At 67.1% G+C, this 14,583-nt stretch carries 12 protein-coding genes; 4 read left to right on the top strand and 8 right to left on the bottom strand.

The window, feature by feature from the left end; all coding sequences use genetic code 11:
* Positions 1–21 precede the first annotated feature (21 nt).
* From RUGAMON1_RS18295 to RUGAMON1_RS18330, 8 genes are all read right to left on the bottom strand, one after another.
* Positions 22–303: a TehB family protein gene (locus tag RUGAMON1_RS18295; protein ID WP_445231851.1), complete on the bottom strand. Its 282-nt coding sequence runs from the start codon at positions 301–303 to the stop codon at positions 22–24.
* Positions 300–695 (bottom strand): group III truncated hemoglobin, encoded by a 396-nt coding sequence (locus RUGAMON1_RS18300; RefSeq protein WP_445231852.1) that lies wholly within the window; start codon positions 693–695, stop codon positions 300–302. Before RUGAMON1_RS18300 ends, RUGAMON1_RS18295 begins: the two co-directional genes overlap by 4 nt.
* Positions 637–1,263 carry a hypothetical protein gene (locus RUGAMON1_RS18305; RefSeq protein ID WP_445231853.1) on the bottom strand — a complete coding sequence of 209 codons (627 nt, stop codon included), beginning with the start codon at positions 1,261–1,263 and terminating at the stop codon, positions 637–639. The genes RUGAMON1_RS18300 and RUGAMON1_RS18305 overlap by 59 nt, the downstream gene beginning before the upstream one ends.
* Positions 1,260–1,925, bottom strand: coding sequence for an SCO family protein (locus RUGAMON1_RS18310; RefSeq protein WP_445231854.1), 666 nt, complete (start codon positions 1,923–1,925; stop codon positions 1,260–1,262). The genes RUGAMON1_RS18305 and RUGAMON1_RS18310 overlap by 4 nt, the downstream gene beginning before the upstream one ends.
* Positions 1,897–2,493, bottom strand: a complete 597-nt coding sequence (locus tag RUGAMON1_RS18315) for a c-type cytochrome (RefSeq protein WP_445231855.1) — start codon at positions 2,491–2,493, stop codon at positions 1,897–1,899. The genes RUGAMON1_RS18310 and RUGAMON1_RS18315 overlap by 29 nt, the downstream gene beginning before the upstream one ends.
* On the bottom strand, positions 2,490–3,077 hold the full coding sequence (locus RUGAMON1_RS18320; protein WP_445231856.1) for a cbb3-type cytochrome c oxidase subunit II: 588 nt from the start codon (positions 3,075–3,077) through the stop codon (positions 2,490–2,492). The genes RUGAMON1_RS18315 and RUGAMON1_RS18320 overlap by 4 nt, the downstream gene beginning before the upstream one ends.
* 2 nt (positions 3,078–3,079) lie before the next feature.
* Complete coding sequence (locus RUGAMON1_RS18325; protein WP_445231857.1) at positions 3,080–4,738, bottom strand: cbb3-type cytochrome c oxidase subunit I; 1,659 nt, start codon at positions 4,736–4,738, stop codon at positions 3,080–3,082.
* 98 nt (positions 4,739–4,836) lie between these two features.
* Positions 4,837–8,454 (bottom strand): CHASE domain-containing protein, encoded by a 3,618-nt coding sequence (locus RUGAMON1_RS18330; RefSeq protein ID WP_445231858.1) that lies wholly within the window; start codon positions 8,452–8,454, stop codon positions 4,837–4,839.
* A gap of 143 nt (positions 8,455–8,597) precedes the next feature.
* Here RUGAMON1_RS18330 and RUGAMON1_RS18335 point away from each other — a divergent pair, with 143 nt between their 5' ends.
* The 4 genes from RUGAMON1_RS18335 (at position 8,598) to RUGAMON1_RS18350 (ending at position 14,563) form a co-directional block, all read left to right on the top strand.
* Positions 8,598–11,282, top strand: a complete 2,685-nt coding sequence (locus RUGAMON1_RS18335; protein WP_445231859.1) for a PAS domain-containing hybrid sensor histidine kinase/response regulator family protein — start codon at positions 8,598–8,600, stop codon at positions 11,280–11,282.
* A 133-nt stretch (positions 11,283–11,415) separates the two neighbouring features.
* The gene (locus tag RUGAMON1_RS18340) at positions 11,416–11,850 is read left to right on the top strand and encodes a DUF2141 domain-containing protein (protein ID WP_445231860.1); all 435 of its coding nucleotides are present in this window, start codon (positions 11,416–11,418) and stop codon (positions 11,848–11,850) included.
* 14 nt (positions 11,851–11,864) lie between these two features.
* Complete coding sequence (locus tag RUGAMON1_RS18345; RefSeq protein WP_445231861.1) at positions 11,865–13,352, top strand: carotenoid oxygenase family protein; 1,488 nt, start codon at positions 11,865–11,867, stop codon at positions 13,350–13,352.
* Between the two features lie 17 nt (positions 13,353–13,369).
* Positions 13,370–14,563, top strand: a complete 1,194-nt coding sequence (locus RUGAMON1_RS18350; RefSeq protein WP_445231862.1) for a sensor histidine kinase — start codon at positions 13,370–13,372, stop codon at positions 14,561–14,563.
* Positions 14,564–14,583: the final 20 nt, after the last annotated feature.

Genomic DNA, 14,583 nt, shown 5'->3' on the forward strand with positions numbered 1-14,583 from the left:
GGTTCCTGACTGGTTGATGGATTAACGGTGGAAGTCGACCTGGAAGCGCACCGGGCCGACCACGTTGACTTCGTGTTCGATGCGCGGCTCGACCACGCCGGGGCGCTCCGGCGTGAGCAGGACTTCCTCGGCCGGCTGCGACGGATCGGTGATGCGGTACAGCAGGCTGCCTTCCAATACCGTGATGCGGCCCCACACGCCGGCGGCGGTGGTGTGGCTGCGTTGCAGGGCGGCCGGCACGCTGTCTTGCGTGAAGACCGGGCTGCTTTTGTAGTGCTGTGCGGTGTCGGGTATGGCTTTCATGATTGCTCCTTGGGTGAGGTCACCTTCACTTCACCGAAAAATCCGTATTGCAGGCTGGCGGCGATGCGGCGGGCGACGGTTTTGAATTCGGTGGCGTCGGTGGGGTTGAACAGACGGGTGGCGGCGGCTTCGAACAGGGCCAGCCAACGCATGAAGTGCTCGGGCGTGACGCCATTCAGCAGCATGTGCTTGCCGAAGACGTTGCCCTGGAAACTGCGGTTGCCCAGCATGACGGTGCACCAGAAATCGACCATGCGCTGCAGGTGGGGAGTCCAGTTGTCGCCGATGGCGGCGTCGAATACCGGTTGCAGTACCGGGTCCGCGCGGACCGCGTCATAGAACTCGTGGACCAGCGTGGCGATCGATGCGGGGTTCAGCGGAAGTTGGGACATGATGGGCTTTGTTTGAGTGGTTGATGAACGCCGGCGCCAGGCGCCAGCACCAGATAGCTGCAATCGCCACCGAGGCGGCGACCAGTCCGACGCCGGTCCAGGCCTGGTCGTCCAGCAGGTAGGCGTTGCACAGGCGTTGCTGCATGCTTTGATACTGGATGCCGGCGACCGCCATCATCCAGCTGAAATTCCCGAGAAAGAAGAGCTGCACGATCGAGTTGGCGCGCCTCAGCGATCCCGGCATGATGGCGCCCAGCGCGAGCAGCGAGGCGAATTTCGCCGCCTCGGCCCCCGGTGCGGTGATGCTCTGTTCCAGCGCGCGCGGAATCATCCAGTAGGCGGTGACGAAGAGCAGGACGGTCAGGCCGCAGACGCCATGCTGGTCGCAGCGCGCAATGGCGGCGGGCGCTGTTGATCGCGCCGCGCCGCCGGCCAGCATCCATCCGGCGGCGAGCAACAGCGGCACTTGCAGCAGCATGTGGCGTAGCATTGCAGCCTCCAGCCAGTGGCGTGCCAGCGCGGCCAGCGCGAGACAGGCCAGGCCGACAGCGATGCGCCGCCTGCTCATGGCCGGCCTCCGCGTGCCGGGGTGCGGGCCAGCTGCACAGCGTCTTCCAGTGCCTGCGCCGGATCGTCGTAGTCGTCGATGCGTGCCAGGCGGCCTTGCTGGTCAATCAGGTGGAAGGCGGCGTTGTGCTGGAACTCTCCCAACGGCGCGGACAGCACCACGATGCCGAACGCGTCCAGCAAGGCTTTGCGCTGGTCCTCGCGATCCACGCCGACCATGCGCCACAGCGCCGGATCGGCATGCTGGCGCCGCGCGTAAGCGGCCAGCACCGGCGCGGTATCGCGCGGATCGAAGCTGATGCTGACCAGCCGCACGGCGTGCTGCAAGCCGCGCCTGCTTATCTCATCCTGCATTTGCTGGAGCTCGTTGCCCAGCGCCGAGCAGACGGCGGTGCAGCTGCTGTAGAAGAAGGTGACGATGGCGATGCGGCCATCTTCGCCCAGCATCTGCGCCAGCGTGCCGGCTTGCGGCTGGTGGATCGCCGCGGCAGGCAGTTCCAGCGGCTGGCGACTGACGGCCAGCCGCCGGCCATCCTCGGTCGACACCACCTCGAAGCCCATGGTGCCGTAGTACAGTGCCGCGACGCCTGTTGCGCACACCATCGCCAGCATGGCCAGCGTGGAGCGCAGGCTGCTACTGTTTGAGCTGGTTGAGGTCTTCATCACCGTTCCACGGATCTTTGCGGTTCTTGCCGGTTTCGCGCTCGGCCTTGACGATGTCGGCGCCGATCTTGCCGGCGCCGTTGCCGAAACTGGAGCGCACAAAACTGAGCACCGCCGCGATTTCGGCGTCGCTCAACTTGTCCTTGAAGGCCGGCATCTGGCCGTTATAGGGCGTGTCCTTGACGGTCAGTTTGCCGGTGATCCCGTGCAGCAGGATGTTGACTGGAAGCCTGTCCGGCCCCAGTACCCACTCGGAGCCGCCCAACGGCGGGAACACGCCGGGCAGGCCGGCGCCGGTGGCCTGGTGGCAGGCCACGCAGTTGGCCGCGTACACCTGCGCACCGTCGGCCGCGCCGCCAGCGCCGGCTGGCTTGCCTTCCAGCGTGGACAAGGTGCGACGGTCGCCCAGCTCCGGCGCTTCGTTGCGCTGGGTGAGGGCGATGTAGCCGATTGCCCAGATCACCAGTGCCGACACCAGCGCCAGCACCAGGCGTGGTACCGGGCGGTTGCGTTCGTGCGGATCGGGGTGTTCGCGCTCACGCGCGTCATGCTTCGGCGGCTCGATCATTTGGCTTTCCCTTCGAATACCGGATAGGTGTGGTCCAGCCCCTGCAGGTAGGCGACCAGGTCCAGCGCCTCCTGCCTGGCGACGACGACTTTGCCCGGTGGCTCGTAACCCGGCGGCAGCGTCAGCACGCGGTCGCCGGGATCGGCCTTGTCCCTGGTCTCGAACAGGAAGGGATAGGCCGGCATGATGGAGCCGGGCGTGTAGGCGCGCGGCTGGTACAGATGGCCCAGATGCCAGTCCTGGCTGGGCTGGCGCGCGCCGATGTTGAACAGGTCCGGGCCGGTGCGCATGGTGCCCAGCAGGTGCGGCTTGTCGTAATGGTAGTCGCCGGCCACCGGGGCGCGCCCCCAGCCACGCTTGTCGTCCGGCGCCAGCGCCTTGTCGCGCGGCTGCTGTGAATGACAGTAGATGCAGCCGTTGGCGATGTAGATCTCGCGCCCGCGCAGTTGCGCCGAGGTGTAGGGCTTCAGGCCGGCCGGCGGTACGACGTCCTTCAGTTGAAGGAAGGGCACCACCACCAGCGCCGATGTGGCCAGCGCCAGCGTGACCATGGCGCCGCTGAGCAGTTTAAGTTCGTCATGCATGATCAGGCTCCTGCCAGGGTGGTTGGGGCGACGTGCAGCAGCGCGGCGCCGGTGCGCGCCGGGCCGTGGCGCAGCGCCATCGCGGCGAAGTGGCCGGCAAACACCAGGTGGCCCAGCGTCATGATGGCGCCGCCGAGCGAGCGGCTTTGCAGGTAGGGGATCGTCACCTTGACCGAGTCCATGAACGGTCTGGCGGCGTCCAGCATCGCCAGCCCTTGCAACCAGCCGCCTATCGACAGGCCGATGAAGTAGATCGAGAAGCCCAGCACCACCAGCCAGAAATGCGCGGCGATCAGGCTTGGGTAAGGCCACTCCCACGACATCACGCGCGGCATGACGAAATAGATCGCGCCGAACATCACCATCGTGAAGAAGCCATACAGGCCAAGGTGGGCGTGGGCCACCGTGAAGTGGGTGAAGTGGGCCACCGTGTTGACCGCGCGGATAGCCTCGATCGAGCCTTGCAGGGAGCTGAGGGTGTACATCATCCCGCCCAGCACGATGAAGCGCAGCGTCGGCGAGTACACCAGCTTGGAGAAGTGGCCCCGCATGGTCAGGTGCTGGTTGACCGAGAACGAGATCACCGGCACGATCATCATCACGCTCTGGACGATGGACAGCGTGATCAGCCAGCCCGGCACCGGACCGCCGATCAGGTGGTGGCCGCCGACCTGGCCGTAGAAGAAGGCCAGCGTCCAGAAGCCCAGCAGCGACAGGTTGTACGACTGCACCGGGCGGCCGATGATCTTCGGCAGGAAGTAGTAGACCGAGGCCAGCGCCATCGGCGTGTAGAACAGGCCCAGGACATTGTGGCCGAACCACCAGTTCATGGTGGCCTGCTCGACGCCGAAGTGCATCGCCGGCAGGTTGGCGATCAGGAACAGGATGGGGAACCAGAACAGCGCCGCTCCCATGTACCAGACCGACACGTACAGGTGGTCGACCTTGCGCGCCTGCAGCGTGTACACCAGCGGAAGGCCCATCAGCGCGCCGCCGATGACGATCAGGATGTCGACCTGCCACGGTATCTCTAGCCACTCCATGCCGTCGCTGATGCCGGCGCCGATGCAGCCGACGCCGGCGACCAGGCCGGCGTTCCAGATCATGCAGCCGAGGATGGCGAAGCGGCTGCCGACCAGCGGCGTTTTCAGCAAGCGTGGCAGCATCCAGTTGGCGATGCCGAAGGCCGCCATCGGCGCCCAGCCGTAGGCGACGATGTTCAGGTGGATGGTGCGCAGTCTGCCGAAAGTCAGCCAGGCTTGCTGCACCAGCCAGTCCGGCTCGTGCAGCTTGATGGAGCTGGTCAGCCCGGCCACCGAACCGACCACCAGCCACACCACGGCGCAGGACAGGAACACGAAGGAGACCAAGGCGGTGGAGCGGTCTTCTTCGATGCGTTCGGCCAGGTCTCGCCGCAGCGTCGCTTCCAGCGCGGGCGTGAGCTCGACGTGGGCGTCGCCGGCGACCCGCAGCGCCAGGCCGGCGCGTTGGACGGCGGTGGCGGACGGCTCCTCGCCGCGGCCGATTTCACCGGGCGAAAAGATGACATTGGCGGCGGCGGACGTGGTGTCGAGCAGGCTTTTGCGCAGCGACCAGATAAACACAAACAGGCCGGTGATGGACAGGATGAACGAAGACAGAAGGATGGTGACGGTATCCATGAGGAGCCCTTGGTTTTAAACAAGTAAATAGAATACTACATTAATTTTCACCAATGCACAATCGCCGGAGCGGTCTAGCGGTCTAGCGGTCTAGCTGTCTAGCGGCCGGCGGCGGCGCGCTGGGCGGCGGGCAGGTTGCGGGCGATCGCGCGCAGCATCTGTTCGACGTCGATGGGCTTGGCGATGAAATCGTTCATGCCGGAGGCGATGCACTGCTCGCGCTCGGACAGCATCACGCCGGCCGTCATGGCCAGCACCGGCAGTTCCAGTTTGAGCTCGCTGCGGATGCGGGTGGTCGCCTCGAAGCCGTCCATCTCCGGCATCTGCACGTCCATCAGCACCAGGTCGTAGCGATGGGCGTCGCTGCGCAGCCGGTCGAGCGCGGCGCGGCCGTTATCCACCGCGTCGACGCTGGCGCCGGCGTAGGACAGCATGCTCTGCGCCACCAGCTGGTTGATCGGATTGTCCTCCACCAGCAGGATGCGCACGCCGTCGATGCGCAAGCCCGGCTGGGCGGCGTGGTCGGCGCTGGCGCTGGCGGCGGCCGGCGTGCCGGCCTGCGCCTGCTGCAAGGTTTCGTTCAGGCGCGCCATGGTGACGGGCTTGAGCAGCACCGCGTTGGCCGCCTCCGCGCCTTGGGTGTGCAGCAGCTTGCCCTGGCCGAAGGCGCTGACCATCAGGATGATGACGGGGCAATCCTGCGGGAAGGCCTTGCGGATCGCCTGCATGGTGTCGAGGCCATTCATGCCGGGCATGTCCCAGTCGACCAGGATCGCGTCGTAGCGGCCGGCAGTGCGGCGCAGCAGCGTCATTGCCTGGTCGCCGGAGCCGGCGCTGTCGCTGCTCCAGCCGCGCGCGCGGATGGTGCGGCCCAGGTAATCGGCGCTGACCGGGTCGTCGTCCACCAGCAGCAGGTGCTGGGGCGGCAGCGGCGTGCCGGCCGGCGCTGCATCGACGGTGGCGGCGGCAGCTTGCAGCGGCACCGTCAGGACGAAGGCGCTGCCGGCGCCGGCGATGCTTTGCACTTCGATCGCGCCGCCCATCAGCGCGGCGATGCGGCGCGAGATGGCCAGTCCCAGCCCGGTGCCGCCGAAGCGCCGGGTCATCGAGGCGTCGGCCTGCGAGAACGGCGCGAACAACAGCGCCAGCTGGTCGGGCGGTATGCCGATGCCGCTGTCGCGTACCGTGAAGCGCAGCGTGACCGCGCCGGCGATGTCGCCGCCGGTCCGCTCCACCAGCACCGAGACCGATCCCTTCTCGGTGAACTTGATGGCGTTGCCGACCAGGTTGATGAGGATCTGCTGCAGGCGGTGGCCGTCGCCGAGCAGCGCCTGCGGCACGGCCGCTTCCACGCCGATCGCCAGCTCCAGATCTTTTTCGCCGGAGTTGACGGTCATGATGGTGGCGATCGCTTCCAGCACGGCGCTCAGCTGGAACGGCGCCGGCGCCAGCTCCATGCGGCCTGCTTCGATCTTGGAGAAGTCCAGCACGTCGTTGAGGATGCTGAGCAGGGAATTGCCGGACGACCGTATCATCTCCAGGTACTTCTGCTGGTCGGGCGAGAGCGCGGTGTTGTTCAGCAGGTGCGTCATGCCCAGCACCGCGTTGAGCGGGGTGCGGATTTCGTGGCTCATGTTGGCGACGAACTCGGACTTGGCGCGGCTGGCTGCTTCGGCCAGGTCGCGGGCGACGATCAGCGAGCTTTCCGATTCGCGCAGCGCGGCGGTCTTTTCCTCGGCCAGCGCGGTGGCGTAGGTCTGGCGCGCGGTCAACGCCCGCACCACGCCGAAGAACAGCAGGCTGATGATCACGCCGGCCAGCAGCACGATGTGGGATTTCTGGCGGTCGATCGAGTTTTCGAACGCCGGCAGCGAAGTAAAGCGCAGCGTCCAGCGATGCCGCATCTGCACCAGCGGCGCGGTGCGCAGGTAGGGGCTCGGATATTGCAGCTGGTCGTTGTCGGTGCGGCTGCCGCTGGCGTACAGCAGGGCGGCGGGATCGGCTTCGCTACCGTCGAAGATCTCCAGCTGCACCACCCGGTCGGAGGGCCCGAGCAGGCCGGCCATCATCTCGTCGGCGCGGATCGGGCTATACGAGTGGCCTTGCAGGGCCGCCATGCGCTGCGCCGGCGTCGGCACGTCGCCGGCCGTCGCCGTGGCCAGCTTGCGGTAGATCGGGAAGTACATCAGGAAGCCAGGGCGCCCTTGCTCCCTGCCGTTCTGCACCAGCACCACCTTGGCCGACAGCACCGGTTGGCCGCTGCGCGCCGCTTCCAGCAAGGCGGCCTGGCGGATCGGCTCGGACATCATGTCGTAGCCGAAGGCGCGCAGGTTCGGGCCCTGGAACGGCTCCAGGTACAGCACCACGGAGGACCAGGGCCCCAGTGCGCTGCCCGGCCTGGCCCAGATGCGGAAGTCGGGGTGGCCGTCGCTGCGCACTTGCGCTTCCAGCGCGTCGCGTTGGCCGGCCGGCACCTGCGCCGCATAGCCCAGCCCCAGCACGCCGGGCAAGCTGTGAGGCAGATCCAGCGCATCGGTGAAATTGCGCCACTGGGCGCGGCTGGGTTCCGGTTCGGCGCTGAACAGCGCGCGGGCACCGCGCAGGCCCGATTCGTACAAGGCCATGCGGCTGGCGATGCGTTCGACGATGTCGGCGCACTCGGTGTCGAACTGTTCGCGCGCGCGGCGCTCGGTGCTGAGCGCCACCAGGTGCCAGACGATCACGGTCAGGCCGACGCAGATCAGCAGCGTGGCCCATTGCGCGGCGCTGTGGGCGCGCACCGCGCCGCTCATGCGGCGCCGTTCGCTGGCGTCGGCGCACAGCACCATGCCGATCAGGCTGCACAGGACGACGAAGCTGTCGAGCGAAATCAAGGCGTCGTTCAGCGTGCCGACCGCGAACGGTCCCAGGCCGCGCACGGTGCACAGCACGGCGCCGCCGGCGGTGGCCAGGCAGGTCAGGCTGGCGCCGCGCAGCCCGAAGCGGAACGAGGCCCAGGCCACGCACAGCATGAAGAGATACGGCAGCCAGCCGGGATCGTCGTTGGCGGTGTAGTGGCGGCCGAAGATCCAGGCGATCAGCACGGCCAGCAATAGTAGCGACAACGCGGCCTCCAGCGCGACCGCCCGGCGCCAGCGCGGCCGGCGCCAGGCCAGGATGGCCGGCGCCACCAGCAGCACGCCGGCGACGTCGCCGACCCACCAGGTCAGCGCCACCGTGTTCCAGGCCGGCGCCGGCACCAACCCGCCCAGCACCAGCGTGGTGCTGCCGATGCCGGCGCTGATCAGGCACACCAGCAGGGCGATGGTGGCGAATTTGTAGACGTCCTGCAGGTTGCCGAGCGGCCGCGCGGCGTCGGTGTAGCGGCGCATCAGCCAGGCGCCGGCCAGGGCTTCGAGGGTATTGCCGGTGGCGATCAGCAGCGATGCCGTCACCAGCCCCGCATTGAAGGGCATGCCGTTGGCGGTGAAGGTGGCAAGGTTGGCGGCCAGCGCGCCGAGCAGGATGGCCGGCCAGGCGCGGTAACCGAGCAGCAGGACGGCGGCGAAGGCGATGCCGGACGGCGGCCATACCGGGGTGGCGTTGGTGTGGGCGAAGGCCAGCAACAGGCTGGTATTGGCCACCAGGTAGTAGCAGGCGGTCAGCAGCACCAGCACGAGCGGCGCGGGGCCGGATGGGGGTGGGGCAGGGGTGAGCTGTTCGGAGCCTGCACGCATGGCAGATAGCTGGGTTGTCTCGGTGCCGATCACTATACCCCGAAACTGCGGCATATTTGTTGGGTTTATGGCGTGCAGCCGTAGCCAAAACGGCCTGCGACATGTAATACTTTGATATCATCTTTCTAGTGAGTGCGCTGTCCATGGCGTTGAAACAGTATCTGCCGTCCACCCTGCGGTTCCGTCTCAGTGGCCTGGTCATGCTGCTGGTGCTGGGCGCGACCGTCACCGTGACGGTGGTGGCGCTGATGCTGGCCGAGCGCGATATGAAGGAAGTCATCGGCAGCCAGCAGTATGCCTTGCTGTCCGGCGCCGCCGCCCACATCGACGAGCACCTGGCCGGCAAGAAGGCCATGCTGGCGGCGCTGGCCGAATCGCTGCCGGAGGCCACGCTGCGCGATCCCGCGGCGCTGCGCGCCTATCTGAAGGCGCGTCCGACCGCCCGCGGCCAGTTCTCTTTTTTGGAAATCTACGACGGCGACGGCCTGCTGAGCGGCGCGCTGGAAGAGGGTATGCCGGCGCAGCCTTTCCGCGCCGCCGGCCAGGAATGGTTCGACCTCACCCTGGCGCGCGGCCGCGGCCTGGTGTCGGCGCCGTTCGCCAGCAAGCTGGCCGGCGCGCCGACGGTGCTGATCACGGCGCCGGTGTTCGGCAGCGACGGCCGCGTGGCGCTGGTGCTGGCCGGCGGCATCAACCTGCTGCACTACGCGCCGTTCGAGTCGCTCAGCGCGCTCAAGCCGGGCAGTACCGGCTTCACGTTCATCATGACCGCCGAGGGCATCCTGCTCAGCCATCCGAACAAGGCGCGGCTGCTGCACAGCATTAACGAGCGTCCGGGCACCAACCGCGCCACCGAGATGGCGCTGGGCGGCTTCCAGGGCTGGACCGAGGCCGAGAACAAGGACGGCGTCAAGGGCATCTATTCCTACCGGCGCTTGCAGCACGCGCGCTGGATCGTCGCGGCGCGCTTCCCCAGCGACGAGGCGCTGGCGCCGTTGCGGGAGATGCGCTATGAAGCCGCCGCAGCGGCGACGGTGTTCGCCTGCCTGGCCGGCCTGCTGTCCTGGCTGGGCATTGCGCGGCTGCTGCGGCCCTTGCAGCGGCTGCGCCGCAACATCGCCGAGATCAAGAACAGCCGCGCCGGCATCCAGGTGCTGCAGCTGGACCGCAAGGACGAAATCGGCGAATTGAGCGGCGCCTTCTACCGCCTGATGGCCGAACGCGAGTCGGCCCAGCTGCGCACCTACGAGAGCGAGAAGCGGGCGCGCATCCTGGCCGACAACCTGCCGCTGCTGATCGCCTACCTGGACCGCGAACGGCGCTTCCTGTTCACCAACGAGCACTATCGCACGCAATTCGGCCTCGATCCTCAGCAGATGTTGGGCAAGACCGTGTCCGACATTTTTGGCGCTCCGGCCGACAGCTGGCTGGGCGATCTGGATCAGGCGCTGCTGGGCCGCCGCCTGCACTTCGAGCGGGCCTTCGACCAGCACGGCCAGATCCAGCACTTCATGGTGGACCTGGTGCCCGACGTGGCCGCCGACGGCATGGTGGTGGGCACCTATCTGATGGCGATGGATATCACCGACCGCAAGAACGCGGAGCTGATTCAGGCAGCCGGCGAGCAGCGCGCCGCCGCCGCCAGCCGCGCCAAGAGCGAGTTCGTGGCCAATATGAGCCACGAGATCCGCACGCCGATGAATGCGGTGCTGGGCGTGGCGTATTTGCTGGGGAATACGGAGCTGAGCGCCCAGCAGAAAGAGTACGTGGACATGATACGGTCGTCCGGCAATGTGCTGCTGGGGATCCTGAACGATGTGCTGGACTTTTCCAAGATCGAGGCGGGCCGCATGGAGCTGGCGCCGTCGACCTTCCAGCTGGACGAGGTGCTGGCGGCGGTCAATTCGGTGATGACCACCACGGTGGCCGCCAGCGGCATCCGTTTCGATATCGCCACCGACGCCTCGGTGCCGAAGGCGCTGGTGGGCGACGCCATGCGCCTGCAGCAGATCCTGATCAATTTGGTCGGCAACGCCATCAAGTTCACCGAGCGCGGGCAAGTGCTGCTGCGGGTCGAGCGTTCGGCCAACGGCATGGCCGGATATGCCGGCGACGCCGTCGGCCTGCGCTTCGTGGTGCGCGACACCGGCATCGGCATGGACCAGGAACAGCAGAGCCGCCTGTTCGAAGCCTTCAACCAGGCCGACGCCTCGACCACGCGCCGCTTCGGCGGCACCGGGCTGGGACTGGCGATCTGCCGCCGCCTGGCCGAGTTGATGGGCGGCGCCATCGCCGTCAGCAGCACGCCGGGCGAGGGCAGCGAGTTTGTCGTCACGCTGCCGTTCCTGTTGCCGAAGGCCGAGCTGCCGGCGGCGCAGCAGTCGGTGGACGATGATGCGGCCGGCGATGACCTGGCCGACAACGACGCCGCGGAGCAACGCCTGCGCGGCGTGCGCCTGCTGCTGGTGGAAGACCATCCGCTCAACCAGGTGGTGGCGCGCGGCATGCTGGAATACGCCGGCGCCAGCGTCGACGTGGCGGAGAACGGCCAGCTGGCGGTGGAGCGCCTGCGCGAGCATCCGCACGACTATGACGTCGTGTTGATGGACGTGCAGATGCCGGTGATGGACGGCTTCGCCGCGACCGGCGTGATACGCCGGGAGCTCAAGCTGGACCTGCCCATCCTGGCAATGACGGCCGGCGTGATGCAATCGGAGCAGGAACGCTGCATCGCCGCCGGCATGAACGATTTCATCGCCAAGCCGGTCGACGTCGAGCAGATGCTGGACATCATTTCGCGCCATATTCCGGCCGGGCGCCGCCTGTGATGTCGTGCATTTATAGTGCATTTCGCGCCTGCCGGCTGCATTTCGCGCCGGGATTGCGCACTTCGTCGCATCGTTCTCCGGAGCGGTGGGCCGCTGGCTAGAGTGGAGTCACTTTCACTCAACGGAGTTCATCATGCGTTCCACCAGCCTTGCCGCCGCCGTCCTGTCCTTGTTGTCGATCATGTCCACCCTGGCGCTGACGCCTGCCTGCGCCGCCGACCTGAAAATCTCCGTGACCGGGGTCTCCAGCGCCGACGGCCAGATCATGGTCGCCCTGTACAACTCCGCAGAGACCTACCTGGGCAAGCCGTTCCGCGCCGCGGCCGCGCCGGCCGTGGCGGGCGTCACGCAGATCGAGTTCAAGGACCTGCCGGCCGGCGACTACGCTTTTTCGCTGTACCACGACGCCAACGCCAACGGCAAAATGGACCGCAACCTGATCGGCATGCCGACCGAGGATTACGCCTTCAGCAACAACGCCATGGGCAAACGCGGCGCGCCGGAGTATGCGGCCGCGCGCTTCGCGCTGCCGGCCCCCGGCGCCGCCACCAGCGTCAGTCTGCGCTGATCGGGAGGCATATCATGAGCAACCGCCGCGCATTCCTTTCCCGTGGTATCGGCCTGGCCGCGCTGGGCCTGAGTTCCGGCGCAGCGCTGGCTGACAGCGACACCTACCGCCGCTTCCATCAGGCGCTCGAACACGACGCCAGGTTGTCGGCGTATGCCGGCGTTACGGGCGAACTGGCCGGCGATGCCGTGATCCACGGCCGCATGCCGGACGACCTGCAAGGCGTCTTCTATCGCAACGGGCCTGGCCGCTTTGAGCTGGGCGGCGAACGCTATCACCACTGGTTCGACGGCGACGGCTACGTCCAGCGCTGGCAAATCGGCGGCGGCAAGGTCAGTCATCGCGGCCGCTTCGTCGCCACCCAGAAGTTCACCGAGGAGACGGCGGCCGGCCAGTTCCTGTATCCGGCCTTCGGCACCTACATCGACCGCAGGCCGGTCAAGAGCAACGACACCGTCAACGTCGCCAATACCAACCTGCTGCCGTTCGGCGGCCGCGTGTACGCCTTGTGGGAGGGCGGATCCGCCATCGAAGTCGATCCGCAGACCCTGGCGACGCGCGGCGTCAAGACCTGGCGCCCGGACCTGAAGGCGATGCCGTTTTCCGCGCATCCAAAAGCCGATCCGGACGGCGGCCTGTGGAATTTCGGGAACATGCCCGGCGCGGACAAGTTGATGATCTACCGCCTCAACGCAAGCGGGGAGGTGACGCGCACCGGTGTGATCGACGTGCCGGACTTGAACATGGTGCACGACTTCGCCGTCAGCGCGCGCCACCTGATTTTCCTGGTGCCGCCCTACGACCTGAAGTCCGGCCCCGAGATCAGCTTGGGCGACAGTCTGCAGTGGGCTGGCGCAACGCGGCCGCTGCGGGTGGTCGTCATCGCCAAGGACACGCTGCAACTGCGCCAGGTGTTCGAGCTGCAGGCGCGCACGGTGTTCCACTTCGGGAATGCGTTCGAAGACGGCGCCTGCACGCGGCTGGACGCGGTGATGCACGAAGGCGACACGCTGCACGAACTGGCGGACGTGATGCATGGCGAGATACGGCCCTTCCGTGACGGCTCCAGCACGGTGCAGATCACGCTGGATTACGCCAGCGGCCAGGCGCGCGAGGCGCGGCTGTTCGGCGCCAGCGAATTCCCCAGGGTGGCGCCGCAGGTGGTGTCGGTCCGTCACCGCAAACTGGCGGTGCTGGGCGTGGCGCCGGGAAGCGCGGACGACAGCTTTAACAGCGTGAACCTGATCGACATCGACAGCGGCAAGGCGGACAGCTACCGCTTCGACGCCGGCTGGGTGGCGGAGGAGCATGTGCTGGTGCCGCGGCGCGGCGCGCGGTCCGAGACGGACGGCTACCTGGTTGGCGTCGCGCAGGATGCGCGACGCGCCCAGACCGTGCTGACCGTGTTTGATGCGCACAACATCAAAGCGGGGCCACGGGCGATGGCGCGCCTTTCTTATGCGTCGCCGGCCTGCATTCATGGTAACTTTCTGCCGGCCTGAATATTTTGGACACCACCATGAACCACAGCAGCAAGCAAGCCACGGCGCTTACCGGCGCCGACCACGCGCGGTTGGCGCATCCGCTGGACCTGATGCCGTTTTTCCGGCGCTGGCCATCGTCGACGCGGCGCAATCTGCTGTACACCCTGATCTGGAACTGCGGCTTGGGCACGGCCTTGACAGTGGTCGATGTGCTGTCGTCGGGGAGCGACAGGCTGGTGACGGGGCACTGGCTGCCGATGCTGCTCATCTCGAACCTGATCGGTTTCCTGATCCACCTCGGCCACCTGCTGGCCAACGCCGTCAGCGGCGGCTGGCCGCGTCGCGCCAGGGGGTTGCCACGGCTGGTGTTCAGCAGCGCGCTGGTGGGATCCAGCGTGCTGCTGGGTTTGGGGCTGGGGACCGCGCTGCTGAACGGGAAGGGCTTGGCGGAGCTGATGGACAACCGCAGCGCGCTGAACCAGTCGCTGGTGGTGGCTGCGGCCATCGCCCTGCTGATGTACCTGGTCACCAGCAGCGCCGAGCGGCGGGTGGCGCAGGCGGAGGAAAAGGCCCGGCAACAGGAGCTGATCGCGTCCACCGCCCGCCTGCTGGCGGAAGCGCGGCTGCGCGCTTTGCAGGCACAGATCGAGCCGCACTTCCTGTACAACACACTGGCCAACGTGGTGAGCCTGATTGGTCCGCAACCGGCCAAGGCCCAGCACATGCTGGAGCGGTTCATCGACTACCTGCGCGCCAGCCTGGCGGCCAGCCGCAGCGACGAGGCCACGCTGGGATCCGAAGCGAAGCTGATCGCCGCCTACCTGGACGTGCTGGCGGTGCGCATGGGCGAGCGGCTGCGCTACCGCATCGAAATGCCCGATGCCTTGCGCCAGTTCGCGATCGCGCCGATGCTGCTGCAACCGGTGGTGGAAAACGCCATCTCGCACGGACTGGAACCGAAGGTGGAGGGCGGCGAGATCGTCGTCAGCGCCCGCGCGGAAGGCGCGTACCTGATCCTGCAAATCAGCGACACCGGCGTGGGCCCGGGCAGCACCATGTCGGCCAAGCCGGGCGGCGGGGTAGGGCTGAGCAATTTGCGGGAACGCCTGCGCAGTTTGTATGATGGCGCAGCTAGGGTAGAATTATTGGAAAATCAACCTTGCGGCATGACGGTGCGCCTCATGCTGCCTTTAAATGCGAGTCCGACATCGAATCCCTCCGCGCCCTGATCGCAGATGACGAAGAACAT

Origin of the sequence: Duganella rhizosphaerae, assembly GCF_040364205.1 — a bacterium.
GTDB classification, from domain to species: domain Bacteria; phylum Pseudomonadota; class Gammaproteobacteria; order Burkholderiales; family Burkholderiaceae_D; genus Rugamonas; species Rugamonas rhizosphaerae.

Coding starts and splice junctions, on each gene's coding strand:
- RUGAMON1_RS18345 (WP_445231861.1), top strand. CDS start 11,865: ATGAGCAACCGCCGCGCATTCCTTTCCCGTGGTATCGGCCTGGCCGCG.
- RUGAMON1_RS18325 (WP_445231857.1), bottom strand. CDS start 4,738: ATGGATACCGTCACCATCCTTCTGTCTTCGTTCATCCTGTCCATCACC.
- RUGAMON1_RS18335 (WP_445231859.1), top strand. CDS start 8,598: ATGGCGTTGAAACAGTATCTGCCGTCCACCCTGCGGTTCCGTCTCAGT.
- RUGAMON1_RS18340 (WP_445231860.1), top strand. CDS start 11,416: ATGCGTTCCACCAGCCTTGCCGCCGCCGTCCTGTCCTTGTTGTCGATC.
- RUGAMON1_RS18300 (WP_445231852.1), bottom strand. CDS start 695: ATGTCCCAACTTCCGCTGAACCCCGCATCGATCGCCACGCTGGTCCAC.
- RUGAMON1_RS18315 (WP_445231855.1), bottom strand. CDS start 2,493: ATGATCGAGCCGCCGAAGCATGACGCGCGTGAGCGCGAACACCCCGAT.
- RUGAMON1_RS18310 (WP_445231854.1), bottom strand. CDS start 1,925: ATGAAGACCTCAACCAGCTCAAACAGTAGCAGCCTGCGCTCCACGCTG.
- RUGAMON1_RS18295 (WP_445231851.1), bottom strand. CDS start 303: ATGAAAGCCATACCCGACACCGCACAGCACTACAAAAGCAGCCCGGTC.
- RUGAMON1_RS18305 (WP_445231853.1), bottom strand. CDS start 1,263: ATGAGCAGGCGGCGCATCGCTGTCGGCCTGGCCTGTCTCGCGCTGGCC.
- RUGAMON1_RS18320 (WP_445231856.1), bottom strand. CDS start 3,077: ATGCATGACGAACTTAAACTGCTCAGCGGCGCCATGGTCACGCTGGCG.
- RUGAMON1_RS18350 (WP_445231862.1), top strand. CDS start 13,370: ATGAACCACAGCAGCAAGCAAGCCACGGCGCTTACCGGCGCCGACCAC.
- RUGAMON1_RS18330 (WP_445231858.1), bottom strand. CDS start 8,454: ATGCGTGCAGGCTCCGAACAGCTCACCCCTGCCCCACCCCCATCCGGC.